This window comes from Agrilactobacillus fermenti (assembly GCF_047943045.1).
GTDB classification, from domain to species: domain Bacteria; phylum Bacillota; class Bacilli; order Lactobacillales; family Lactobacillaceae; genus Agrilactobacillus; species Agrilactobacillus fermenti.
The window spans coordinates 1,295,024-1,317,516 of sequence record NZ_CP181347.1; the positions used below are offsets into that span (position 1 = coordinate 1,295,024).

At 38.9% G+C, this 22,493-nt stretch carries 23 protein-coding genes, 1 tRNA gene and 1 pseudogene; 13 read left to right on the forward strand and 12 right to left on the reverse strand.

The window, feature by feature from the left end; all coding sequences use genetic code 11:
- Window positions 1-37: 37 nt before the first annotated feature.
- Genes menC through ACNAN0_RS06395 form a run of 4 tightly spaced genes read right to left on the reverse strand, consistent with a single transcriptional unit; the run spans window position 38 to window position 5,017 of the window.
- The gene (menC, locus tag ACNAN0_RS06380; RefSeq protein ID WP_230914566.1) at window positions 38-1,135 is read right to left on the reverse strand and encodes an o-succinylbenzoate synthase; all 1,098 of its coding nucleotides are present in this window, start codon (window positions 1,133-1,135) and stop codon (window positions 38-40) included.
- Window positions 1,122-1,937: a 2-succinyl-6-hydroxy-2,4-cyclohexadiene-1-carboxylate synthase gene (menH, locus tag ACNAN0_RS06385; protein WP_416354159.1), complete on the reverse strand. Its 816-nt coding sequence runs from the start codon at window positions 1,935-1,937 to the stop codon at window positions 1,122-1,124. The genes menC and menH overlap by 14 nt, the downstream gene beginning before the upstream one ends.
- The gene (gene menD / locus ACNAN0_RS06390) at window positions 1,918-3,684 is read right to left on the reverse strand and encodes a 2-succinyl-5-enolpyruvyl-6-hydroxy-3-cyclohexene-1-carboxylic-acid synthase (RefSeq protein WP_416354160.1); all 1,767 of its coding nucleotides are present in this window, start codon (window positions 3,682-3,684) and stop codon (window positions 1,918-1,920) included. The genes menH and menD overlap by 20 nt, the downstream gene beginning before the upstream one ends.
- Entirely contained in the window at window positions 3,674-5,017 is a 1,344-nt protein-coding gene (locus ACNAN0_RS06395) for an isochorismate synthase (RefSeq protein WP_230914569.1), read from the reverse strand. Before ACNAN0_RS06395 ends, menD begins: the two co-directional genes overlap by 11 nt.
- Window positions 5,018-5,426: 409 nt before the next feature.
- Between ACNAN0_RS06395 and ACNAN0_RS06400 the strand changes: the two genes are divergently transcribed.
- The 5 genes from ACNAN0_RS06400 (at window position 5,427) to ACNAN0_RS06420 (ending at window position 11,262) form a co-directional block, all read left to right on the forward strand.
- Complete coding sequence (locus tag ACNAN0_RS06400) at window positions 5,427-6,095, forward strand: class A sortase (protein WP_230914570.1); 669 nt, start codon at window positions 5,427-5,429, stop codon at window positions 6,093-6,095.
- Window positions 6,096-6,215: 120 nt separating this feature from the next.
- Entirely contained in the window at window positions 6,216-8,597 is a 2,382-nt protein-coding gene (recJ, locus tag ACNAN0_RS06405) for a single-stranded-DNA-specific exonuclease RecJ (RefSeq protein ID WP_416354161.1), read from the forward strand.
- A gap of 40 nt (window positions 8,598-8,637) precedes the next feature.
- Window positions 8,638-9,150 (forward strand): adenine phosphoribosyltransferase, encoded by a 513-nt coding sequence (locus tag ACNAN0_RS06410; RefSeq protein WP_269073951.1) that lies wholly within the window; start codon window positions 8,638-8,640, stop codon window positions 9,148-9,150.
- 165 nt (window positions 9,151-9,315) lie between these two features.
- Window positions 9,316-10,341, forward strand: coding sequence for an acyltransferase family protein (locus ACNAN0_RS06415; RefSeq protein WP_416354162.1), 1,026 nt, complete (start codon window positions 9,316-9,318; stop codon window positions 10,339-10,341).
- A gap of 15 nt (window positions 10,342-10,356) precedes the next feature.
- Window positions 10,357-11,262 (forward strand): alpha/beta hydrolase, encoded by a 906-nt coding sequence (locus ACNAN0_RS06420; RefSeq protein ID WP_230914573.1) that lies wholly within the window; start codon window positions 10,357-10,359, stop codon window positions 11,260-11,262.
- A gap of 43 nt (window positions 11,263-11,305) precedes the next feature.
- Here the strand turns inward: ACNAN0_RS06420 and ACNAN0_RS06425 are convergent, their stop codons facing one another.
- Window positions 11,306-11,494, reverse strand: a complete 189-nt coding sequence (locus tag ACNAN0_RS06425) for a hypothetical protein (RefSeq protein ID WP_230914574.1) — start codon at window positions 11,492-11,494, stop codon at window positions 11,306-11,308.
- Window positions 11,495-11,516: 22 nt separating this feature from the next.
- Window positions 11,517-11,894 carry a hypothetical protein gene (locus ACNAN0_RS06430; protein WP_230914575.1) on the reverse strand — a complete coding sequence of 126 codons (378 nt, stop codon included), beginning with the start codon at window positions 11,892-11,894 and terminating at the stop codon, window positions 11,517-11,519.
- A gap of 233 nt (window positions 11,895-12,127) precedes the next feature.
- On the opposite strand from ACNAN0_RS06430, the gene ACNAN0_RS06435 reads away from it, so the two are divergent.
- Together ACNAN0_RS06435 and ACNAN0_RS06440 are read left to right on the forward strand one after the other, a co-directional pair.
- Complete coding sequence (locus ACNAN0_RS06435; RefSeq protein WP_416354163.1) at window positions 12,128-12,361, forward strand: hypothetical protein; 234 nt, start codon at window positions 12,128-12,130, stop codon at window positions 12,359-12,361.
- Window positions 12,362-12,661: 300 nt separating this feature from the next.
- Window positions 12,662-13,594: a hypothetical protein gene (locus ACNAN0_RS06440; protein ID WP_230914577.1), complete on the forward strand. Its 933-nt coding sequence runs from the start codon at window positions 12,662-12,664 to the stop codon at window positions 13,592-13,594.
- 122 nt (window positions 13,595-13,716) lie between these two features.
- Here ACNAN0_RS06440 and ltrA read toward each other — a convergent pair.
- The 6 genes and pseudogenes from ltrA to ACNAN0_RS06470 form a co-directional block, all read right to left on the reverse strand.
- Window positions 13,717-15,110 (reverse strand): annotated as a pseudogene (ltrA, locus tag ACNAN0_RS06445) (group II intron reverse transcriptase/maturase).
- Window positions 15,111-15,674: 564 nt separating this feature from the next.
- Window positions 15,675-16,064, reverse strand: coding sequence for a DUF805 domain-containing protein (locus ACNAN0_RS06450; protein WP_230914578.1), 390 nt, complete (start codon window positions 16,062-16,064; stop codon window positions 15,675-15,677).
- A 50-nt stretch (window positions 16,065-16,114) separates the two neighbouring features.
- On the reverse strand, window positions 16,115-16,486 hold the full coding sequence (locus ACNAN0_RS06455; protein ID WP_230914579.1) for a YxeA family protein: 372 nt from the start codon (window positions 16,484-16,486) through the stop codon (window positions 16,115-16,117).
- A gap of 429 nt (window positions 16,487-16,915) precedes the next feature.
- Window positions 16,916-17,004, reverse strand: a tRNA-Ser gene (locus tag ACNAN0_RS06460).
- A gap of 106 nt (window positions 17,005-17,110) precedes the next feature.
- Window positions 17,111-17,419, reverse strand: a complete 309-nt coding sequence (locus tag ACNAN0_RS06465; RefSeq protein ID WP_416352935.1) for a DUF960 domain-containing protein — start codon at window positions 17,417-17,419, stop codon at window positions 17,111-17,113.
- A 15-nt stretch (window positions 17,420-17,434) separates the two neighbouring features.
- The gene (locus ACNAN0_RS06470; RefSeq protein ID WP_230913021.1) at window positions 17,435-17,932 is read right to left on the reverse strand and encodes an aminoacyl-tRNA deacylase; all 498 of its coding nucleotides are present in this window, start codon (window positions 17,930-17,932) and stop codon (window positions 17,435-17,437) included.
- Window positions 17,933-18,499: 567 nt separating this feature from the next.
- Here ACNAN0_RS06470 and ACNAN0_RS06475 point away from each other — a divergent pair.
- The 6 genes from ACNAN0_RS06475 (at window position 18,500) to ACNAN0_RS06500 (ending at window position 22,440) form a co-directional block, all read left to right on the forward strand.
- Window positions 18,500-18,952: a hypothetical protein gene (locus ACNAN0_RS06475; protein WP_230913022.1), complete on the forward strand. Its 453-nt coding sequence runs from the start codon at window positions 18,500-18,502 to the stop codon at window positions 18,950-18,952.
- Window positions 18,953-19,028: 76 nt separating this feature from the next.
- Complete coding sequence (locus ACNAN0_RS06480) at window positions 19,029-19,421, forward strand: hypothetical protein (RefSeq protein WP_230913023.1); 393 nt, start codon at window positions 19,029-19,031, stop codon at window positions 19,419-19,421.
- A gap of 164 nt (window positions 19,422-19,585) precedes the next feature.
- Window positions 19,586-20,227, forward strand: coding sequence for a DNA-3-methyladenine glycosylase (locus ACNAN0_RS06485; protein WP_416352936.1), 642 nt, complete (start codon window positions 19,586-19,588; stop codon window positions 20,225-20,227).
- Complete coding sequence (locus tag ACNAN0_RS06490; RefSeq protein ID WP_230913025.1) at window positions 20,205-20,708, forward strand: DUF3013 family protein; 504 nt, start codon at window positions 20,205-20,207, stop codon at window positions 20,706-20,708. The genes ACNAN0_RS06485 and ACNAN0_RS06490 overlap by 23 nt, the downstream gene beginning before the upstream one ends.
- 20 nt (window positions 20,709-20,728) lie before the next feature.
- Complete coding sequence (prmA, locus tag ACNAN0_RS06495; protein ID WP_230913026.1) at window positions 20,729-21,685, forward strand: 50S ribosomal protein L11 methyltransferase; 957 nt, start codon at window positions 20,729-20,731, stop codon at window positions 21,683-21,685.
- Window positions 21,685-22,440, forward strand: a complete 756-nt coding sequence (locus ACNAN0_RS06500) for an RsmE family RNA methyltransferase (protein ID WP_230913027.1) — start codon at window positions 21,685-21,687, stop codon at window positions 22,438-22,440. The genes prmA and ACNAN0_RS06500 overlap by 1 nt, the downstream gene beginning before the upstream one ends.
- The last annotated feature ends 53 nt before the right edge of the window (window positions 22,441-22,493 follow it).

Here is a 22,493-nt window from a genome sequence, read left to right on the forward strand (position 1 = left end):
CCAAAGCTTTGTCTCATTTTGATTCTGAAAGATGGCTTTAATCAAATAGTTGCGTCAATAACTCACTTGGTTGCAGGCCGAGTCCAACTTGATTATGAAAAGTTAATTCTGAGCGTTCAGCTTCTGGTGTGCTTGCTAACAATCCTTGCTGATAAAATTGTTGTACTGGGCCAATATCACCTGGGTATTCTAAACCGCTTAGCCGAGCAAACTCTTGAACGTAACGACGGCCAAGATCACTTTCCACCATACCACCGACCCAACATGGCAGTCCATGTTGTTGACAAAACTTCAGCATTGCTAACGCTACTTGAAAGCCGCCAACTCGGGCAGGTTTTAAGTTTAATACTTGACCGCTCTTTAAAATCATCATCACCCGCAGATCCTCCATATCATGGATCCGTTCATCTAAACAGATTGGCGTCTGCAATTGTCGTTGTAACCATTGGTGATCTAAAAAAGACTGATTGGTAAAAGGCTGCTCAAGCATGTCTAATTGCAGCGTGTCCAGTTGTTTTAGATAGGGTAAGTCTGATTTTTGAAAAGCACCATTACCATCTACCAGCAATGCAATGCTTGGAAAAATTTGACGAATCGTGCGCAAAACCGCAATATCAGCAACTGAACCTAATTTAATTTTAAACCGCTGGACACCGCTAGCAATGTGATGATTAATGCTTTCAATGAGTTGAACTTGATCATTGATACCCAAACTCACGCCAAAAGTAGCTTTGCTTTGAGCCTTTGTCCCAATAGATTGAGCCAAATAATCAGCTAATGGTAATTGAGCCAACTGAGCAAACAATTCCCAAACGGGCATCTCTACTGCAGCTTTTGCAAGTTGATTATCTACAATATCAGCCAGATAACTATTGAAATCCCGTGGTGAAGTAAAATCACGATTCAGTATTCTTGGCAGAATGACATGTTTCAATTGCCAAATAGCGGTTGCCTGTGTTTCGGCCATATAAGTTGGTGTATCGAAGGCTTCAAGTTCACCATAGCTAATTTGCCCAGTTGCTGTTGTTAAACGCAAAATATGTAACCGGCGTTGTCTAAGATTCTCATGATTGGATTTGAAATTTTGCCTTAAATTTAACGTCAGCGAGCGGATTTGAATCTCAATCAAACGCATAATCAGTCAACTCCTTCAACACCGCCTTGATAAAAGTATTGGGCGCCTCTAAGTGACTATTGTGCCCCGCATTCGGAATTTTGGTCAAGGTTACATTAGGCAGTTGTCTGACCATTTTAGTATTGATATCAGTGAATTTTCGATCGAGTGCCCCAACGATCAAATGCGTTGGTTGCGTTAATTTTATGAGGTCTGGCCAGTAATTTGCTTGGCTGCCAGTACCCATTTCTGTCAAACTCCGAGCCAGTAAATCTGCCCTCTGGTGTAGGCGCATAGCTTTAACTCGTTGCTGAACGGCTTGTGGTAATCGTTTTTGAGATGCAAATAAGGGTAACTCAGTCCAATAATTTACAAAATCGTGAAGCCCATGAGTCAGTAATCTTTTGGCCAACACTTGGTCATGCTGTCGTCGAATATCCCGTTGCTTTTGAGTAGCTATACCAGGACGGGTACTTTCTAAAAATAATGTTTGGATACGTTCGGGGTGTGTGTTCGCAAAAGCAACGGCAATCCGGCCACCCATAGAATAACCTAAGACATTTAATCGTTGATCGGGTACCAATTGGGCTGTGAGCATCATCAGATCTATAACTTGTTGTGTCATTGTGAACGCATGCTGCTTTGTTGCTGTTGTTCCACCGTGTCCCAATAAGTCGGGTAATAGCTTTGTACCCGGTAATTTAGTGGCAATCGTTTCAAATTCATGATGGTTGCCCATAAAACCGTGCAAAATTAACCAGTAAGGCGCCCCATGACCGATTTTTTGAATTTTATAGTTTGCATCATTTACGGAAATCTGCAAAATTGGCCTCCCATATTGGTTTTATTTTTTGTGTCAATGCTTGATGTTGTTTTAAATTTATTTCACGATCTGTTTGAATTTCTAATATTCTTGGTCCCTTATTTGACTGGCTTAATGCTTTTTGTAAAGCAGATTTATTTTTAATCAATTGATAGTTAAAGTTATAAGCCATAGCAATTTTTTCAATATTCAAATTTTGTGGTGTGCCAAAAACTGTTTCAAAATAATCTGAAGCTGCATGTTGTGGCAAAAAGGAAAAAATACCGCCACCATTGTTGTTGATGACAATGATCGTCACATTAAGATGATACCTTTGTGCCATCATTAATCCCGTTAGATCATGGAAAAAGGCCAAATCACCCGTTACCAAAAAGTTAGCCGCATTTGCGCTCTGACTAAATATCCCTAAGGCAGTCGAAGTGACCCCGTCGATGCCATTTGCCCCACGATTACAATAAATAGCAAACTTTTGACTATTTTGCGGTTCAAAATAGTTGTCAAAATCGCGAATAGGCATGGAATTACTGAGAAAAATGTTTCCAGCCGTTAAAGTGGCTGCCATGATCACCGGTAATTGTATCTCAGAAAGAGCCGTTTGCGCAGCCAGTGTTTGTGAGACAGTTGCCGTTAGAGCTGTCTGCAAAGTCTGCCACCGTTGGTTAAAACTTTCCTGTTCTGGCGCGTTGATAAAGGGACCTGCTTGACTCACAGTTTGGAAGGTTCCTGGCAATACCAAACGCGCCGATTTGGTATAGTCTGCTAAAGTAGCTTGCGAATCCAAATAGACAATTGGCCCTTCAAAATGTTGTAGCAACTGCTTGATTCCTGCGGAAACGGGCGTTGTGCCAAGGCGTAAAATAATATCCGGCATCAATTCTGTTGGCAATTGTGGATATTGTTGTAACAAAATATCATAACTATGAATAACATTAGGCATATTTTGACCGCGTAACCCACTTAAAACATCAGCCAGAATCAACCAACCACTTGTTTTTAAAAATTGCTGATCTTGTGCTGTTATCGTTGTTGTCATATCTGGACCAGCGATGACCAATACTTTTTTATTTGAGAACAGCTGTTTGATTTGCGTTGACAATGTTGGCATTAGTTGTTGCTTGATCTCTGCTATGGCTACGGGTTTTACTAAGTTTTTTGGCAGCGGCTGATCTAAGATTGGCATTAACGGTTTGCGCAGAGGTAAGTTCAGATGTACTGGGCCCATTGGTATTTGCTGGGCATAGATAACCTGGCGTTGGACGTTAAAATCAAGATACGCGAGTTCATCAGCGCAAGTCGATGGAAGAGGTAATTGGGTAAAATTTTTAACTTGATCACCATATAGCTTCACCTGATCGATAGCTTGTGGCGCACCAATATTGGTTAATTCTGGTGGTCGATCTGTGGTTAAGACAATCAGCGGTTGATTTGTTAACCGAGCCTCACAAATCGCAGGTAGAAAATTTGCGGCCGCGGTTCCCGACGTGCAGACAAGTAGGGTGGGCTGATGATTTACTTTAGTTAAACCTAGTGCATAAAAACCAGCTGACCGCTCATCGACATCGACATGCAATGTAAGTCTGCCGGCTTGGGCATATTGGGCTAAAATTAAAGCAACTGGTGTCGAACGTGAACCTGGCGCTAAAACTACGTGCGTAATCTTTTGAGCTAGTAAGGCTGCTATCAGTGTGTGCACATAAGTCGTTAAGGTTTGTGCCGCTTCAGTTGATGCATTACCATTAGTTGCCATTTGCGTGATCTCCTCTTTGATCTGTACTAAATAGAGTATTTAACATTGGCTGAAATTTTAATCGTGTTTCTAACACTTCTGCTGCTGCATCTGAATCAGCCACGATACCTGCACCAGCAAATAACCAAGCAGTCTGTTGCCGTAATAATGCACTACGAATACCGACTACAAATTCGCCAACACCATCAAACTGTAAATACCCAATAGGCGCGCCATATAAACCACGATCATAATTTTCAACGGCCGCAATCACTTGTGAAGCTAACGTTTGCGGCAAACCACCTAATGCAGGCGTTGGATGTAATTGCTGTAAGATCTCAAAAGCTGAAATTTGTTTAGGCAAAATACTAGTGATTGGTGTATATAAGTGCTGCACATTGGGATTCTTTAGCAATTGTGGTCGTGTGGCATAATGTGGCTGTAATTTTAGCCGCCGTAAATTGTCAATAATATTTTGAACGACATATTGATGCTCCTGCAAATTCTTCTGATCTGCTAACAATGTTTGCCCATAGCGTATGTCCGAATCAGGTGTAGTACCACGACGAATTGTTCCAGCAACTGCTGCGGTATATAAATGGTGATTAGCTATCTTCAACAGCCGCTCAGGTGTGGCACTTACGAAAACTGACCCACGCAATTTCAAAATCACATGATAAGTATTCAGGTTGGCGCGTCGCAAATTGTTAAACAATTGTTTTAACTCTAGCGTACCGGTAAACTGAACTTGCATCTGTCGCGAAAGAACAACCTTTTGTAAGTTCGCTGTTGTATTTAACTGTGTTACCGTTTGTTTTACAAGACTCTGCCAATGTTGTAAGGCCAGTTCTTTCTTTTGCTGCAGATGTAGTTTTGAAATTGATCCAGTATCTGCGTGAGCAGCCAAAAGTTTTAGGTTAGTCAAAAATGATTGTAATTGCTGTTGAGTGTTGTCAAATGTGGTGCCAACACTAAAAATGTGAGCTTTATAATCATCTTTAGCAATATGAATGAGCAATTGAGGCAGGAAAAAATAGCCGTGATCTAAATCACGCCATACATCTGTTCTGATTGAAGCCTGACCGTTTTTTTGAAAAGGGAGCCCCCCAACAACAGCTAAATCTTGCATATATTTATCCGGTATACTTTGAGCAATATGGGCATACCAATTCGAAATATCATTAAAAGCTGTTTGATTAGTCTGCGGTTCAAAACTATCAATTGCACCCAGAGCTATTTTTAGTGTCGGTTGATCTGGCGCATCAAAAATATAGACTGGGTCAAACCGTTGGCTCATTTGAATAAAAGCTGCTAAAGGAAATGAGTCTAACTTTAAATCTTGTACAACATACATATCAAATCGCTACTTTCTTGATCATTGATTGATGGTTACTTTTTAATCAGAACTCTTGCTATTTTACTATAAAGCGTTTTTTTACGCATTAAAATGGGTCGTTTTTGAGGCTGAAACACAATTAACGCTTTGCTTTTAGCTACTATGCGTTTGCGAACAATTAGATTTTAAAAATGCTCCAAAAGGCAACACCCTCATCTAATCACGAATGGCCCAAATGGCAAGCCCACTATTGTCGCAATTCTTGTTAGTACTCAGGTACTGAGTACCTTTTACCTCACGCTCGTCGAGGACATTTCAATTCAAATCACTGAAAAAGTATGACTATCAACTGGTCTAATTATATTGTTTGCTTTTCCTTATTATTTATATGATAATCAAGTTTGGACAATTTTAGGAGTGACTGACTATGAAAAAATTCGGCAAGGCAATGGGATGGATTTTTCTCGTCATCGTCTTTATAATAGGGCTGTTATTGATTTTTAACGAACCAATCAAGAGTTACTTGGTGCAGCGCAATGCCGAGGCTAAAATGCAAAATCTAACTCGTGATCAGATCAAACAAAATGAACTTAAAGATGGTCAATTTGATTTTTCAAAGGTTAAAAGTATTTCCGTAAATCAAGTCGTCAAAACTTCCATGCAAAATGACGCTAATCCACTTGGCAAATTAGCTGTTCCTGCCGTGGGTTTAAAATTACCGATTGTAAAAGGATTGAGTGACACCGCTTTAAGCACTGGCGGGGGCACCATGAAACCAGATCAGGTGATGGGGAAGGGCAATTATGCACTCGCCGGCCATTATATGACAAACAAAGGTGCTTTGTTCTCACCATTAGAACGTGCTCAGCTTGGTCAATATATGTATATTACCGATTTGAATAAAGTTTATACTTACCGGATTACTTATAAGAAAATTGTTGATCCTAAGTCAGTCTGGCTAATTGATGATGTAAAAGGTGCCAAACTACTGACACTGATTACTTGTGCCGATGGCGGCGTTAATCGTTGGTGCTTACAAGGAAACCTGATCAATGAGCAGTCAGCTACAAAAGAGAATTTAGCTGTTTTTAATTAAAATATTTTGCTGAGGTCCTGACATCACAAACCTCAGTTTTTTTATTTTATTAATTGCTTTATTTTTTAGACCAGACTGTTATACTTTTCTAGTTGTAAAAAAGACAAAGGGGTTTTAAATTTGTGTGCCAAATTCACTTGGAAGACTAAAGATAGGCCTGATAAAACTAGTGTTCAAAGCCTGCGTGAAACCTTTGGACTTGACGAGACTGTCGCGCAGCTACTCGTTACTCGGGGAATCGATGAACCTAAGAAATACGAAAATTTTATTCACCCTGACTTACAAAATCTCCATGATCCCAAGCAACTCTTCGATATGAAACCTGGTATCGATCGAATTAAACAAGGTATTCTTGCAAATGAAAAAATGGTGATCTATGGTGACTATGATGTTGATGGCTTGACAAGTACTGCCATTATGAAAGAAGCCATTGAAAGTATTGGCGGCGAAGTTGAAACTTACATCCCCAATCGATTTGACGACGGATATGGCCCAAATTTGCAAGTTTATAAATACTTCGTCAAACAAGGCTATCAGTTGATCATTACAGTTGATAACGGCGTTGCAGGCAACGAAGCCGTTGCTTATGCCATGACGCATGGCGTTGATGTCGTCATTACCGATCACCATGAATTACCTAAAGTTTTACCGGAAGCCACAGCAATCATCCACCCACGGCACCCTGAGGGCAACTATCCTTTTGGGGATTTATCTGGTGCTGGCGTTGCTTTTAAAGTGGCTTGTGCCTTATTAGAAGAAGTGCCCACAGATCTTTTGGATTTGGCTGCCTTAGGTACCGTTGCTGATTTAGTCTCACTCACAGATGAAAATCGTATTATTGTCGCTAATGGTTTAAAAGTTTTACAACATACAGAGCGTATGGGCCTTCAAAGTCTCTACCGCACGGCAGGCATCAAGCCAGAACAGATTAATGAAACGACCATTGGCTTTATGATTGGACCACGTCTAAATGCCATTGGACGCATGGGTGATGCTAATCCAGGTGTAGATTTATTGACAACGTTAGATCCTGATTATGCTGATGAACTGGCCAAACAATTGGAACAGACAAATCAAGAACGTCAAAAGTTAGTTCAAAAAATCACTCAGGCAGCTTTAAAAACCGCTCAAGCTCCAGAGAATCAAACTGCCAAAACCCTAGTGATTACTGGTGAAAATTGGCATGAAGGTGTTCTAGGGATTGTGGCCAGTCATATTGTAGAAACAACAGGTAAACCAGCACTTATTTTGAATTTAAACCCAACAACCAATATTGCCAAGGGTTCTGGCCGTAGCGTTGCCGGTTTTGATCTATTCGCCAGTATCAACCAAAATCGGCAACTGACCGAAAATTTTGGGGGACATCAAATGGCAGTGGGGCTGACAATCAAACAAGAGAATATTGCGACGATTCATCGAGGAATGGAAACTTATGCGACAAATAATAATTTTCATGTTCAAACAGCGCCAATAAAATATGTTGATCTAGTTTTAAGCTTAGCCGATTGTAATATGACTTTTTTTACGGCGTTACAGACATTAGCGCCCTTTGGAACGAATAATCCCGAGCCACTAATTGCAATTGATCGAGTTCATTTTAGTCAGCTTAAGACAATGGGCCAAAATCAGCAACACATGCGTCTCCAATTATCAGATCAAAACAAAAAACTAACTGCGGTTTGTTTTAACGCACCGACATTAATTGCCTCGGCTCAAAAACAAAGCGGAGCCATCAATGTGCTCGGCACTTTGAGCTTAAATGAATTTCGTGGTCAAAGAAATTTACAACTATTATTACAAGACATTCAATTTAACCAAACTACAATGTCTAGTGAACCGACCGCAAACGACATTAAGCCCCACAAAGCTGTTGAGCATCAGCCTAAAATACTGGTTACAAAACAGACAAAGTTAACAGCTGGCCTTTTTTCAGCACCGGATCTTTATGTTTTCTTCAGAAAACATTATTTAAAACGATCACAAAAGTTTATTCACAGTATTGATCGTCAAGTAGCTTTTTTTACAGACCAACTTGTTACAAAAGCCACTAGTATCACAATTATCGACCAGCCGGAAACTTTAGCACAACTTAGTTTTTTACTTAGCCAACAGCACGCAAACAAGTTACGATTTACCTTTTTCAATGCCCAGCCAACTAATTTCCAACTGCCAAATCGGCAAAAGTTTTCGCGCGTACTCAATTACGTCAGAAGTCACTCAAGTTTACCGGTAATGCAGCAACAAAAAATGGCGGCCTATTTACAAATCAGCGACTTAGAATTACGGTTTATTTTGAAGGTGTTTTCCCAATTGGGATTTGTTAAAATAGAAGATGGTGCTTTGTCGATCTCATCACACTTGAAAAAACATCAATTAACTGAGGCACCCGTTTACCAATCAATGGTACAGCGTTTGCAAATAGAACAGCAGATTGACCGACAAACGAATCAGGAATTATTGCATTGGATCAATCAGCTGGTTTCTGAAAACAAACAAGATTAATTATAAAAAGAATCTAAGGATTAAGGAAAGATTAATAATAATGGATTATAAACAATTTGTAGCTGATGTCCCTGATTTCCCTGAAAAGGGCGTTACTTTTCGGGACATTTCACCATTAATGGAAGATGGCGAGGCTTACAGTCAGGCAACCAATGATATTGCACATTATGCCGCTGATAAGGGTGTAGAAATGATTTGTGGCCCTGAAGCCCGTGGATTTATTGTTGGCTGCCCAGTTGCCTATAAACTCGGGGTTGGTTTTGCACCAGCACGGAAGAAGGGTAAACTGCCCCGAGAAACTGTTTCAGTCAGTTATAATTTGGAATATGGCAAGGCCTCTTTATATATGCACAAAGATGCCGTTAAACCGGGACAAAAAGTTTTAGTTGTAGATGATTTAATGGCCACCGGTGGCACAATTGCTGCAACAATTGAACTCGTGGAAAAATTGGGTGGCATTGTGGTTGGCACCGCATTTTTAATTGAGCTTCGAGATCTGCATGGTCGAGATAAAATTAAAGATTATGATATGTTTACTCTAATGCAATATTAAAACGTGGGTTATCTAAAAAAATATTTTTTCAGATAACTGTAAACAGGAACATACCAGAAAGATTCAGAATTATTCTGCTTTCATTAAAACTTTCTTCATACAAACTCGTTATAATTGTTTTTATAAAATTGTTTATGATTACAAAATGAAGGAGTTTTTTAATATATGCTTGAAACCAATTTTGGTCGTCATGCAAAGAAAAAAAGAATTGAATGGATCGATATTGCCAAGGCTTTAGGCATCGTTGCCGTAGTTGTCGGCCATGCTTACCCAGCAAAAGACACCTTCTATGAGACTACTTACTGGTGGCACATGCCTTTGTTCTTTTTAATTGGTGGTTTCTTTATCAAATCGCTGAAAGTTCAAAAATATACGGTACCACAGTTCATTCAGCGAAAAGTTTGGCCGCTTTTGCGGGACTATTTGTTAGCCGGGGCTACAATCATTTTGATCAACTTTTTTGTGGAACAACGAAATGTCCACTATACCTTGGGTTATTTTGGGCGTTTGTTATATGGTGGTACCGAGCTAAATGGCTATACTAGTGCTTTTTGGTTTATGACTGTTTATATTCTGGCGTTAATTGTAGTCACTTTTATCATTACGTTTATACCCAATAAGATGTTACAGTTTCTGATCGTAGGCACACTATTTTTGCTGGGTACTTCTTATAAAGACGCCCAATCAGCCTTTGGGTTCCCAATGCCTTGGAATGCTGATGTGACTTTAATGGCAGCCTTTTATATGTGGATCGGTTATTTTTCATTTAAATATTTAAAACGTTTGGTCCAATCGCGGTGGTTACTTGCTTTGAGTATTGCTACAGCATCTGGGTTGATTGTTGCTCAAAACCTCGGTATGATCGATGAAGTCATTTATATGAAATCACATCAGATTACTAATTCCTGGTTTGCCATGTTTGTGCCATTAATTTTTACATTTTCTGTTTTAGCAATTTCTTACTGGTTACAATTTACGCCTTTGAAACACTTTCTAGCAATCGTCGGGAAGCACACCATGATCATTATGTTCTCACACAAAGCCGTCTTTTTCGTACTCGAAAAAATCAATTTCGATGCTTGGACAATTCTGAGCCTTGTTGGAATCACACTACCAATTGTAGCGGCAATCATCGGTAAAAAAATGCAACAGCACTGGCGTTTTGCCCGACAGTCAACAACCACTTCATAAAAAGAGGGCGTCATTTTGAGGAAAAGATTTTGGGGTTGGATCGGCATCATTTTAACAATCGTTATGGTCATCATAGCGGTTGTTTTTGGTGTCCACAGATATCATATGAAGCAGCAAGTAGAAACCGTTAAACGTGTTTACCAGAAAACGGCCACCCCAACTATTTTTGTACATGGATACCACGGGCGTTTTGCTTCGGAAGCGGATATGATGGCTGATATTCATGAGGCTGGTATTGGAACCCATGTGATGACTATCACAGTTGATTTGAAAGGAAAACTTCACGTTAAAGGGGTTTTATCAAAGGGTACTTTAAATCCATTAATCGGTATTGTATTTGAAAATAATACCGCTGGTGAAATGCAGTTCTCATTATGGCTTCAAAAGGCATTGGTCCTTTTAAAGCAAAAATATCATGTAACCAATTACAATGCGATTGGACATTCAATGGGTGCTGTTGCTTGGGTATTATATAGTCTGAGAAAAAAAGATTTGAACGCCGTACCTCGAATGCAAAAGCTAGTGACAATTGCCGGACCTTTTGATGGGATTTTGGGATTTGGTGACCAAGCTAATCGTAATTACTTTTTAAATAGCCAGTTAGAACCTAAATTTCAAACACCACTTTTTCGACAAATGAAAGCAACCGCTGATCAGTTTCCAAAACAGGTCCCGGTTTTAAATATTTATGGCAATTTACAAGATGGCTCTAACTCAGATTCTGTTGTCAGTTTGGTTTCAGCCCGCTCTTTAAGCTATTTAATTCAGCCTTATGCTAAAAGTTATCAAGAACTTCAAGTGACTGGTTCGAATGCGCAACATAGCCATTTGCATATGCATAACCCGACGGTAACGCAAGCAATCGAGAAATTTATTTGGGCCAAACCAGTTGCTGACAAAACAAATAAAATAACGCATTAATCACTATTATGACAATATCAGGTGATTAATGCGTTTTTATAATTCAATTCTTTTTGCGGATAGTTTGTTGTCGAATATCCTTTTCCACGGCGTGTTTTTTAACTGTCGCTGCAATATAAGCAACCAGTGGTTCAACAATCATTAAGCCAAGCGCGATTAATAAACATAAGGCCACAAACTGCTCAACTGAGTTCATATGTTGAAACTTATCAATATAATGCTGGAATAACACTCTAAAACCCCCAGTAGCAAAATTAATGTAAATTGGCTTCAGATGATTTCTGCGATCGTGTCATTAAAGTGTAAACAGAGATCCACTGAAAAACTAATGCAACCAGAAAATAATTTGGTAGGATCCAATAAATCAAAAATGAAAAGATACCGATTAAATTGGCAAAGAGGATCCAATTACTTTCTAACGACTTAATATAAGAAATGATATGTAATAAAATACCGATGCTGTAAATCCAGAAAACCTTAGCAGAAATGTTACCATAAACTTTAAATATATCGTGAACTGTATAGCGGGAAGAGAATAGGCACATTAAAAAGAGCGTTAAAATTTCTAATATCGTAACTAATAAAAAAATCAAATCAAATAGCGCCGGTAATTTTCGTATGGACAATCGCATGTTAATTCCCCAATCATATCTGGATAACTCTGTTAAGTATAAGCATAAATGAAAAGCCTGTGAAGCTTATTCAATGAAATTTATACTTAACTTAGAAAAAAATCAAAAAAACAGCTGTTTTTAAAAATTTTCTTCCTAGTACCCACCTATACCAGGTCTTTTCTTCATGACAATCATAGTTTAGCTTTAAATTTGATAAGCTTAGTTTAAGCAAATTTTAGGAGGCTAGCCAAATGAGTCATAAAGCAATTATCCAGCACAGCTTAACTGAACGGCAATTTCACTATATTCAGATCAAAGCCATCATTATCCACTATCAAAATCATACCTGTAAAGAAATTAACGAATTTCCCTTAAATCAGAATGTTTTATCTGAAATTAAATGGCATCGTTTCTCTTTAGAATTTACGCACCAGGAAGCAATGGTTAGTTTTTCACCAGAATACCATTTAAAAGCTGTTATTTAAAAGTTATTAAAACTTGATATAAATTGCATTTTCCCTGAGTTAAAAAGTAACAATATCAATTATCACTATAATAATTTTAAAGAAAGCAAGATCAAAGGCGATCAACACTTGGGCACGTTTAAATCAAAATATTCGTAATTAACATGTGACTGGAAACTATTTGTTTTGACCCGGTCACATGTTTTATTTCTTTATTTATTTTGGAAAACAATCTATGTTATGATAATAACGTTGATTTATACGGACTAATTTTTGATCACATCATTTTCACATGTACCTCGGGGGAAGGAACGACGATTCATGGGGCAATTTAGGAAACAAAGCCAGCCGTCAAATAAGTATGTCGGCTTATATTTATTGATTTGTAGCAGTCTGTTGTCGGGTATATTTTGGCCACAACAAAGCTTGGCCACCACACAATCAGCCTCAATAGCGGTTAATAATGTTAGTTTAACTCAAACTAACGTATCTGAAACGGTACAATTGCCTGAGTCTTCAAAATTTACCAATGATAGGGTAGTGGGACCAGTACAGAATATTGTGTCACAGCCTAACTCTGAAACAAAAGTAGCTCAAACACCAAATCAAACTACAGAGCCCAATAACAGCTCACAGGTTACTACTGCCACAGACACCAATGAAAGAGTAATGAGCAAAGATCAAGACGCATCGAAAACAGCTAGTTCAGAAACAATACAAGCGCCACTTTATTTAAATCGTAATCAAACTCAAAACGGCAATGAAAATACAGTGCCCACTGAAACTAAAACTGTCGTGCCGACTGAATCAAGTGACACATCATCGGCTACGGGTATTTCAACCCAAAAAGCTCAACCTACGATTAATCCAGTTACTACTAGCTTGACTGACTCTGGACAAACTATAGTGGGTGACAGTCGTGACCTTCAAATCATGACCGAAAACCAAAGACACGATATAAGCTCTGTGAACATAAAGAGAACCTATGATTATCAGTCAATAGACGATGAAAATCTACTTAATTTATCTCAACTACGTGCAAATAATAAGAACTCCGATTCAAAGGAGACGACGAAAACACAACCGGTTCTCTCAAAACGAGTGCCCAAACTTTACCCAATTACGGCACAGCAAACCCTGCCGCATACAGGTTCTAAGGTAAACCACCACTTAATAGGTACTGGCGTTGGGCTGGTTATTGGCGTTTTAAGCATATTTGAAATTGTTCGTAGGCAACATTATAATCATGCATAGTTACCTCAATAAAACGGTCGCAACCAAGATATGCAACTACCAATGAATATATTTAATCGAGTAGGAGACCCTAACGGGTCGGCCTCTCACACCACCGTACGTACGGTTCCGTATACGGCGGTTCAATAACTTAAGCGTTTCTGAATAGACTGGTACGTTGTGGACAGATTGATAAGTCCACGGCGTTCCAGTCTTTCGTTTGTTAGAGTATATTTCAGTACACCGGTATGTGCAGTATGCCAATACCCTTTACGGGTATTAGAAAATACGCGTGCTTCTGACACCGATTCCCCTAACTTTCTAAGATTTCGGAACTTCGTTTTGATTTTCTTCCATGATTTCCAGATATACGGCCGGATCCTCGTGCGCAACCATGTGTCTAGCGCTTTAAGAAAGCCCTTCATGCGGCTAATACTATAGTATCGTAACCAGCCTCGCATTTTACGCTTGATCTCTTTAAGGACAGTGTCTAGACTAACACCGCGGTTCCGTTTGGTGATTAGCTTTAGGGCCTGTTTGATACGTTCTTTGGCAACTTTGTGCGGCCGGGCATATGCTTTGCCTTTACTCACACCTAAAGTGAACCCTAAAAATTTCAATCTCAAGGGCGACCGACATGAGTTTTCTTTTGGTTGACTGTTAGCTTCAAGTCTTTCTCCAAGAACTTGGTCACATTGGCCAGTACGCGGTAGCCTGCGCGCTTACTTTTGACGTAGATATTACAATCATCCGCATAGCGCACAAACTGATGGCCTCTGGCCATGAGCAGCTTATCCAACTCATTAAGGTAGATATTCGCCAATAATGGCGAGATATTTCCACCTTGCGGCGTGCCTTGAGCTGATTTCTCAAACAGACCACCATTCATAACCCCACTCGTTAAGAACTTACGAATAAGTCTTAATAGCCAGGAATCATCGATATATTGGCCGACAAATTTCATCAGTAAATCATGATTGACCGTGTCGAAATATGCCTTAAGGTCAAGGTCGATCACATAGTGATAACCTTGGTCATACAGCGCTATGACCCGTTTGATGGCATCATGAGCACTTCGATTGGGTCGGAAACCAAAACTGCTATCCGAGAATATCTTTTCAAACCTTGGCGACATCACTTGAGCGACTGCTTGCTGAACAAGTCGATCGACCACCGTTGGAATCCCGAGCTTGCGCTTGGAGCCGTCCGGTTTTGGAATCTCGACTCGTTTAACTGGTAATGGTTGATAACTGCCATCACGCAGTGATGCGATTAGCTCATCACGATGTTGTTTCAGATAAGGCAACAGCTCATCGACAGTTAGACCGTCAATACCCGCCGCACCCTTGTTGCTTCTGACTTTAAGGTAAGCTTGATTCAAATTATCTCGGGACAAAACTAAATCTTGAAATGAAACGCCATTCCACATCTTATCTTCACCGGAAATCACACTACGCGCCCCGGGTTGCTCTTGACCTTCCAGGTCTACCATCCGCCGGTGACCAGAACATGGTTCTGTTTTCTGCGATTGTTGCATGATTTCTACCTCCAATTTTGACGAGAATTGTTAAAGTTCGGCCCTTCGTTGTCCAAAGGACAACTATTATGGCCTCGGCTGACTTCTGTATCATTCAGCTAGACATCACTGCCTAGTTTGTACCTGTGAAACTTTCCGTTTCTCTTGTCGGGAACGTATGATACAGACCTCCCCGGGTAAGAACGCTAACTTTCGTGCCATGTAACCATTGGCTTTACTGCGTACAGTTTCGAGTAGTATGGGACTTCAGTTTGTTTAGCAACCTTATCCACTGCAAACAGCCTTATAGCCACTTCTTGTTCATTGGTTCAGCACTTTGCTTTAGACTTCCTTCAGATTCCACCTCACGGTGGACACCCTTGTCCTCAACTAATAGTTCCGACTACTACGGTCTATAGTGGACTTTCACCACCAAGTTAGCGCCCATGCCGGGCGCACTAATAAATAATCGCAGTTTTCTAGATCAATATTGAATCTGAAAACTGCGATTATTCTTTTAGCATAAAATTGTTTAGTCATTCTTTACTTATGCGTTATGAGTTATTTAGACCTAAATTTTTTAAATCAATTCTCAACTTCAGTCTGGTTTAGCGGCCAACGCCTGGATGGTCGAGAAGGTAAGATCAATAATATAAAGAACCAGATACTACCAATTAAAGGTAGAATCGTGATTAAGATCCACCAATTGCTTCTGTCAGTATCATGTAAACGACGGGCACGAATTGTAAAATTTGCGATCCAAACTAATAATAACAACAAGCCAAAAATCAAAGATCCTATTGAAAGGTTCATTTGAAAGCGGCCATAATCATCAAAATTGCGCCATTGCCCACTAAGAAAGGCATATAAGCCAATTACAATGTAATTAATAATAACAGCAGACCAATACTGCTTGCGCGTAGCTGTCGCATTAAACACAAACATTTTGCGCCAATATTCCCGATAACTATTCATTTTAAAATAACCTCCTTGTTTACTTCTTATTATACTGCATCCTTGAGGCGTTAACGGTTAGCTAATGCTTGTTTTGCTTTTTTTGGTACTTCCGAAGCAGCTACTTCGCTCCATTGTGTTACACCCTTACTACTGTTAAAAGTTATTTTAAGATAGGCCTGATGTTTTAACGGCCGAGACTTATTGGCGTTAAATTCTAAAACTTGCTGTCGGCCTTCTTCGTCAAATCCAAGTTGTTGATAGCGATAATCATAAAAAGTATGTCCTTGGTCATCTTTTTCTTTAAGTTGTTTACCGCTTGTAGTGATTTGAGTGTAGTATTCAGTGCCGCCCATATATACTTTTTCAAAAATCCTCAGGCCACCGTATAAAATTCCTAATGTCAGAATGATGCCGATGAAAATCTTTGTACTTTTACGCATGAATTTTTCCTCCCTGATAAGTTTAGACACAGTTTAAAGATTTAAAGCGACAGATACAATAGATGTGACAACAATGATAGGTTAAGGTGTTACGTTTGTCATCACCAGGTGTTTTATCGGAAATTGTATTAGCCTAGTTGCTAATTTAGTGATATAAAATATCAAGCGTGTCAAATAAATAAGCCTCTCATTCGGATTGAATGGGAGACTTTTTTGTAATTTTTTCTTTTTCTAATTAGTTACTTCCACATTTACCTGTATTTACCTGTACAAAATTCAAAAATGGTAACCAAAACGCAAAAATCAAATTGGTTACGGTTTTGGTTACGTTCAGATGCTATAACATGATATTTCATGTTCTTGTAAAAAATAAAAATCCCTCATTTAACGGCATTTTGACCGTTTATGAGGGACTAAAAAATATGGGAAAGGAGAGTACAGGATTTGAACCTGCGCGCCGGATATTAACCGGTTCGCCGGATTTCGAGTCCGGTGCATTACCACTCTGCCAACTCTCCACAACAAGAAATAGTATACCAAAAAACAGAGTGGCCGGAAAGTAGGATTTTAAAATTTTTCATAAAAAAATAAGCCGGCATTAATCAGCCAGCCTATCAAAATTAATTAATTCGCTTCTGATGGTAGCAAAATCGTTTGGCTGGTGCCATCATCGTAGGCGAGAATCTTGTTAGGATAATCTTCATTCCACGGCAGTGGTTGATCGAAAGTCATTTTTAAATCAACATTATCCTCATAAAATGTGATGGTCAACTTACCATCTTTAGGTTTTAATTCAAAATGCAACAAATTATCCAATGGAATCACACCTTGAAGATTTCGATCAATAATATGCCAAAACGAACCAATAACTTCTCCTGGCAGGCTTGAAATGACACCAACAGTTGCAAAACGACCAAATCTAGATTGAAACATATTTACACTTCCTTACTAATCTGTGATATCAGCGTAAGATGCATTTAAAAATGAAACAAGCGCATCCGGCGCAACTTTGACGGAGCGTCCAATTTTTCCTGCAGATACGATAATTTGTGGTTGTGACTGCGCAATTGTGGAAAAATAGATTGGATAATTATGTGTTTCATGAATGCCTACTGGTGTATTTGCACCATGCTCATATCCCGTGGTTTTAACTAAGTCTTTTAAGGGTACCATACCAACTTTTTTATTGCCCGAAACTTTACTCATTTTTTTATAGTCAATATGTTTGTCTAAGGGCACGACCCCGACGACAGGACCAGTCTTATTACCAGTTAATACTAGTGTTTTATAGATGGTATGTTCATCGATCCCCATATGATCCACGTTTAGTTGTTGCACATCGCCTTCTTGATGCGTTGCAAATACCAAAGATTCATAAGAAATATTAGCTTTATCAAGAATTTTTTCAACTAACGTTTTGTGTAAATGTTCTTTTTTCTTACTCATTATCTGCCTCCACACTTATATCATATCAAATTTTAGTTTTATTCAAAATCATTGTATAATAATGTTTACGAAGGATGTGAGTAGATTGATTTTTGCCAAAAAAAATAAATCATCGCATGAAGTATATAATCCCATAAAAGATCACGATTTTACGAATTTGATGAATACTGTTCGCAATGATAGTAGTCATTTGAAAAGTGTACAGAATGCTTTTTCAAAATTAAAGAAATCGTATCACCAAATAAATAAGGGCAAATAAAAAGCTACCTAATAAATTTAGGTAGCTCTTTTGTTACGGCATCAGTCACCGATAAGTTGATTATTCAGCTTTATCGGGAGCTGATGCCTTTAACAATATTCCGCTTGTCAAAAGACATCACCTCCTTATCTGACACGTATATTAGCACATCGATTTGAACAGGTCAACTAATAATAATCGTCGTTTTTTATTACAACAACATTAAATAACAAACGTGATTAATTATAATATTAAAGTTATCTTGACTATAAATAAAATTATGATATGCTTAGTTTGTAAACAAATGGACAATAAGGAGATGAATGGTAATGAGTAAAACAACAGGTTATCAAAATTTTGAATTTGCAAAGTTATATATTGAGTTTTTAAGAAATCAGGTATTTAAGTTCAACGTAATGGATGATGTGTTCAATGAGTATGATAAAACGATTTTGAATGTTGATAATGGGAATTGTCTTGCTAGCGAAAACCTTCATGACCTTAAAGAATATTATTCAAAAAATAAACTTAAATATGACCAACTATGTGATCAAATGAACATTGTGCCAGTTCCGGATGATTACGAAATGACTCATAAAAAGATTGTTAGAGCTTTAGAACAGTACCAAGCTTCACTTTCCGCATGTAGCGATGCAATTGATCCTTTTAATAACGAAATATGCTCACAAATAATAAGAAAACAAAATAGTCGACGTACAAAAGCTAAAGAAAAAATGGAGGCCGCTTTAGATAAAATTCAGCAATTAAAGATGTGTTTCTAAGTCTTAATTCTGCCACAGACCTTGCCTAAAAGAGTATAATATGCTTTACAAGCATAAAAACTGAGGTGGCAATATTATGTTACGCTTCAAATGGCATATTATGATCTATAAAGCGAATTTTGAGCAACAATTAATCGATGACTTTTTTGCAAATATTTATCATCAGCGTGATAATAGTGGCTTGCATTACAAAAAACTATCTATTGATGGTAATACGAATGAAATGATGTTTGCGACATTGTGGTTTGAATCTGAGGAAAACTTATCACAAATTACTTTAGAACAAATTGCCAAACATATCTATACACAGCTAATGATTGGCCAACAATTTGGTTTACCTACTTATGCACGTATTTTGAGTGAACCTCTAACAACATTAGGCATTGAAATGACGCCGTACCATTCTGGCGAATATGATATTACTTTTTGGGGTGTCCCCAGCAATTCAAAATTCACATCTAATAGTTGATGCTTTGCTAATAACTTAAGATTTTTTGATAACGGTGTAACTGTGGTTCAGGAATTTCCTGGACCACTTTTTGTTGCGTAACTATATCTGATCTTTAAAAAATTCCCACTACAATAATAGGCCTAATTTTGATATGATTACTAGTTGTAAATGAAGGGATCAAGATGAATCAAATATTTTTAAATAACGATACTGTTGCAGTTGCTCGAGCGTTGCTTGGGCAAGAGCTTACCTATAGTGATGGTCACACGCAATATCAAGGGTTGATCGTAGAGACAGAGGCTTACTTAGGCGAACGGGATGCAGCCTCTCATGCTTTTAAGGGTCGCAGAACCATACGTAATGAAGCACTTTATGGTCCCCGTGGTTCTATTTACGTATACACAATGCGCGGTTTATTCCTATTAAATTTCATTACTGAAGCAAAAAACAAACCACGAGGCGTATTGATTCGCGGGCTTGAACCAACGGCAGGTTTGGCGCAAATGATCCAAAATCGCCACGGCAAAACTGGCGCAGAATTGACCAATGGCCCAGGCAAATTAACACAAGCTATCAATTTACATACCCTGGCCTATAATGGCCAGCAATTAGGTTCAGTACCCTTGAACCTATCAAGGCAACAGATACAGCAGCCGCAATTAATCCGCGCATTACCGCGGATTGGTGTACCCAATAAGGGGCGCTGGACGGAGGCTAATTTGCGCTTTGTTGTTTGGGGTAATCCATATGTTTCAAAAATGCCTAAATCAGCAATTGATTGGCAGAATAGGGGTTGGCAAAATGAAAAAACAAACCATGGATGATTACTTATATGATGGTATCCAGCGACTAGATTTTGATGGCACAATCGAATTGAACTGGGATCAACAAGTACACGTCTTCGAAGTTTTACTCACAATGGAAGCCCAAAATACATCTGGCGAAGTTTTGACTTTAACGGATAACGATCAGACCCCAACGCAGCCTGGCGAAGCCGTACAGTATCAGGATGCGGTGTTATTTTATGATCAAACAAAATTAAATGGCGCTGATTTTACTGACGATTATTTAGTCACATTACCTTTTGATGGAAAAAAAGGGATTTCTAAGGCAACAGTTGATGCTTTTTTGATTACCTTCCAAGATGTTTTAGATGACGGACTTAGCGATTTGATGGATTTTCTAGATCCCAACAGTAAAGCGGAAACTTTCTTATTACAGTGGCATGCAGATGAATTTCAAACCACACTTGAAAATCGACCAACTTCTGACAAACAAATTTTTTTAGCATATCCCCGTTATTAATAATTGAAAGGAATGAGTAAATGAAATGGATTAAGCTTTCTGTATCAACAACCTCTGAAAGTGTTGAAGCTGTTTCCGAAATCTTAACAGAACTAGGCGCAAAGGGTGTTGAAATTCAAGACGCTGCTGATTTTAAACACATCGATCCTGAAGCAATCGGACCTTACGGCGAGGTAGAAGATGTTGCTTCAATCCCACATTTGCAGCAAGGCGCGGTAGTTGCTGCGTATTTTGCCGATGACCAATCTATTAAAACCATAACGCAACAACTGAACCAACGTATCCAAGCCTTACCAAAATTTGGGTTATCTATTGGGGCTGGAACTATTAAAACAACAAGTATTAAAGACGAAGATTGGGCTGAAGCGTGGAAAAAGTATTATCATCCAACCCAAATTACACGTTTTCTGACAGTTGTTCCGGATTGGGAAACTTATCATCCAACAACACCAGATGAATACACGGTTATTCTAGATCCTGGCATGTCCTTCGGCACCGGTACACACCCAACGACAACCTTGGCTTTGTTGGCTTTAGAAAAAGTGCTGCGCTCCGGTCAAACTGTTTTCGACATTGGGACCGGCTCGGGCATTTTAAGTATTGCGGCTAGCAAAATGGGGGCTGGTCTAGTCAAGGCATACGATTTGGACCAGGTCGCAGTGGCTGCTGCGAAAGCAAACGTTGCGTTGAATTCGGATGTTAATAATATTTCGGTAATGCCAAGTAATTTATTTCAAAGTGTCACAGGGCGGGCAGATCTGATTCTAGCTAATATTCTTGCTGAGATTATCGATTTAATGATTCCGGATATTGATACTTTTCTACGTTCAAAGGGACGAATTATTTTTTCGGGTATTATTAAGGACAAATTACCAGCAATCGAGCAACGTTTGGCTGCCTATCATTTGGCAATCGAAACTAAGTTACAGGAAAAAGAATGGGTCGCTTTGATTGTTGGCCGCGAGGATGAATTATAGTGCAACAATATTTTGTTGAAGGTTCTTTAAGTGTTGACCGGCTTTATACGGTCACTGATAAACGGATTATACATCACATTGCTAAAGTGATGCGTATGCAGCCTGATGATCAAATTGAATTAGTTGACGCCACGCAGCAACCATTTCTAGCAGTGATTCAAAAAATAGATATCTCCGGTACTGAAATCCAGGTAAGACCAATCAATGGATTAAATCGGCAGACAGAGTTACCTGCAAAACCCATTTTACTTTGTGGCTTACCAAAACGAGAGAAAAGTGAATGGATCGTCCAAAAGGGGACTGAGCTCGGTGCCGATAAAATATACTTTTTTGCTAGTGAGCGGGCTGTGAGTCGTTGGGATGAGAAAAAAGCCATAAAAAAGTTACAACGTCTACAGACAATTGCTTTGTCCGCGGCGGAACAAAGCCACCGCAACACCATTCCTGAGATTAAATTCCTGCAAAACTTAAAAGATCTCAAGTTTGAAGTTCAAGCTACCAAGTTAATTGCTTATGAAGAAAGTGCTAAGTCCAGCGAAACGAAGGCATTAGTGCTAGCGTTGCAAGCGCATCAGCCAAAAACACCAACTTACTGCGTCTTTGGCCCAGAAGGCGGTATCTCATCTAATGAAGTCGCCTATCTAGTTTCTCAAGGATTTACACCTATTGGGTTAGGACCGAGAATTTTGCGTACCGAAACTGCTCCGCTTTATTTTTTGAGTGCTTTATCTTTTTATTTCGAATTAAAAGGATAATCGTCCAAAAATGATAGGGTTTCAGAAAACTTTGTGCTATTATTTTAGTTATT

What these genes read in the sequence shown, in the direction of transcription:
- menC (WP_230914566.1), bottom strand. Translation starts at nt 1,135, where the DNA reads ATGCGTTTGATTGAGATTCAAATCCGCTCGCTGACGTTAAATTTAAGG.
- menD (WP_416354160.1), bottom strand. Translation starts at nt 3,684, where the DNA reads ATGGCAACTAATGGTAATGCATCAACTGAAGCGGCACAAACCTTAACG.
- ACNAN0_RS06395 (WP_230914569.1), bottom strand. Translation starts at nt 5,017, where the DNA reads ATGTATGTTGTACAAGATTTAAAGTTAGACTCATTTCCTTTAGCAGCT.
- ACNAN0_RS06400 (WP_230914570.1), top strand. Translation starts at nt 5,427, where the DNA reads ATGAAAAAATTCGGCAAGGCAATGGGATGGATTTTTCTCGTCATCGTC.
- ACNAN0_RS06410 (WP_269073951.1), top strand. Translation starts at nt 8,638, where the DNA reads ATGGATTATAAACAATTTGTAGCTGATGTCCCTGATTTCCCTGAAAAG.
- ACNAN0_RS06415 (WP_416354162.1), top strand. Translation starts at nt 9,316, where the DNA reads ATGCTTGAAACCAATTTTGGTCGTCATGCAAAGAAAAAAAGAATTGAA.
- ACNAN0_RS06430 (WP_230914575.1), bottom strand. Translation starts at nt 11,894, where the DNA reads ATGCGATTGTCCATACGAAAATTACCGGCGCTATTTGATTTGATTTTT.
- ACNAN0_RS06435 (WP_416354163.1), top strand. Translation starts at nt 12,128, where the DNA reads ATGAGTCATAAAGCAATTATCCAGCACAGCTTAACTGAACGGCAATTT.
- ACNAN0_RS06440 (WP_230914577.1), top strand. Translation starts at nt 12,662, where the DNA reads ATGGGGCAATTTAGGAAACAAAGCCAGCCGTCAAATAAGTATGTCGGC.
- ACNAN0_RS06450 (WP_230914578.1), bottom strand. Translation starts at nt 16,064, where the DNA reads ATGAATAGTTATCGGGAATATTGGCGCAAAATGTTTGTGTTTAATGCG.
- ACNAN0_RS06455 (WP_230914579.1), bottom strand. Translation starts at nt 16,486, where the DNA reads ATGCGTAAAAGTACAAAGATTTTCATCGGCATCATTCTGACATTAGGA.
- ACNAN0_RS06465 (WP_416352935.1), bottom strand. Translation starts at nt 17,419, where the DNA reads ATGTTTCAATCTAGATTTGGTCGTTTTGCAACTGTTGGTGTCATTTCA.
- ACNAN0_RS06470 (WP_230913021.1), bottom strand. Translation starts at nt 17,932, where the DNA reads ATGAGTAAGAAAAAAGAACATTTACACAAAACGTTAGTTGAAAAAATT.
- ACNAN0_RS06475 (WP_230913022.1), top strand. Translation starts at nt 18,500, where the DNA reads ATGAGTAAAACAACAGGTTATCAAAATTTTGAATTTGCAAAGTTATAT.
- ACNAN0_RS06480 (WP_230913023.1), top strand. Translation starts at nt 19,029, where the DNA reads ATGTTACGCTTCAAATGGCATATTATGATCTATAAAGCGAATTTTGAG.
- ACNAN0_RS06485 (WP_416352936.1), top strand. Translation starts at nt 19,586, where the DNA reads ATGAATCAAATATTTTTAAATAACGATACTGTTGCAGTTGCTCGAGCG.
- ACNAN0_RS06490 (WP_230913025.1), top strand. Translation starts at nt 20,205, where the DNA reads ATGAAAAAACAAACCATGGATGATTACTTATATGATGGTATCCAGCGA.
- prmA (WP_230913026.1), top strand. Translation starts at nt 20,729, where the DNA reads ATGAAATGGATTAAGCTTTCTGTATCAACAACCTCTGAAAGTGTTGAA.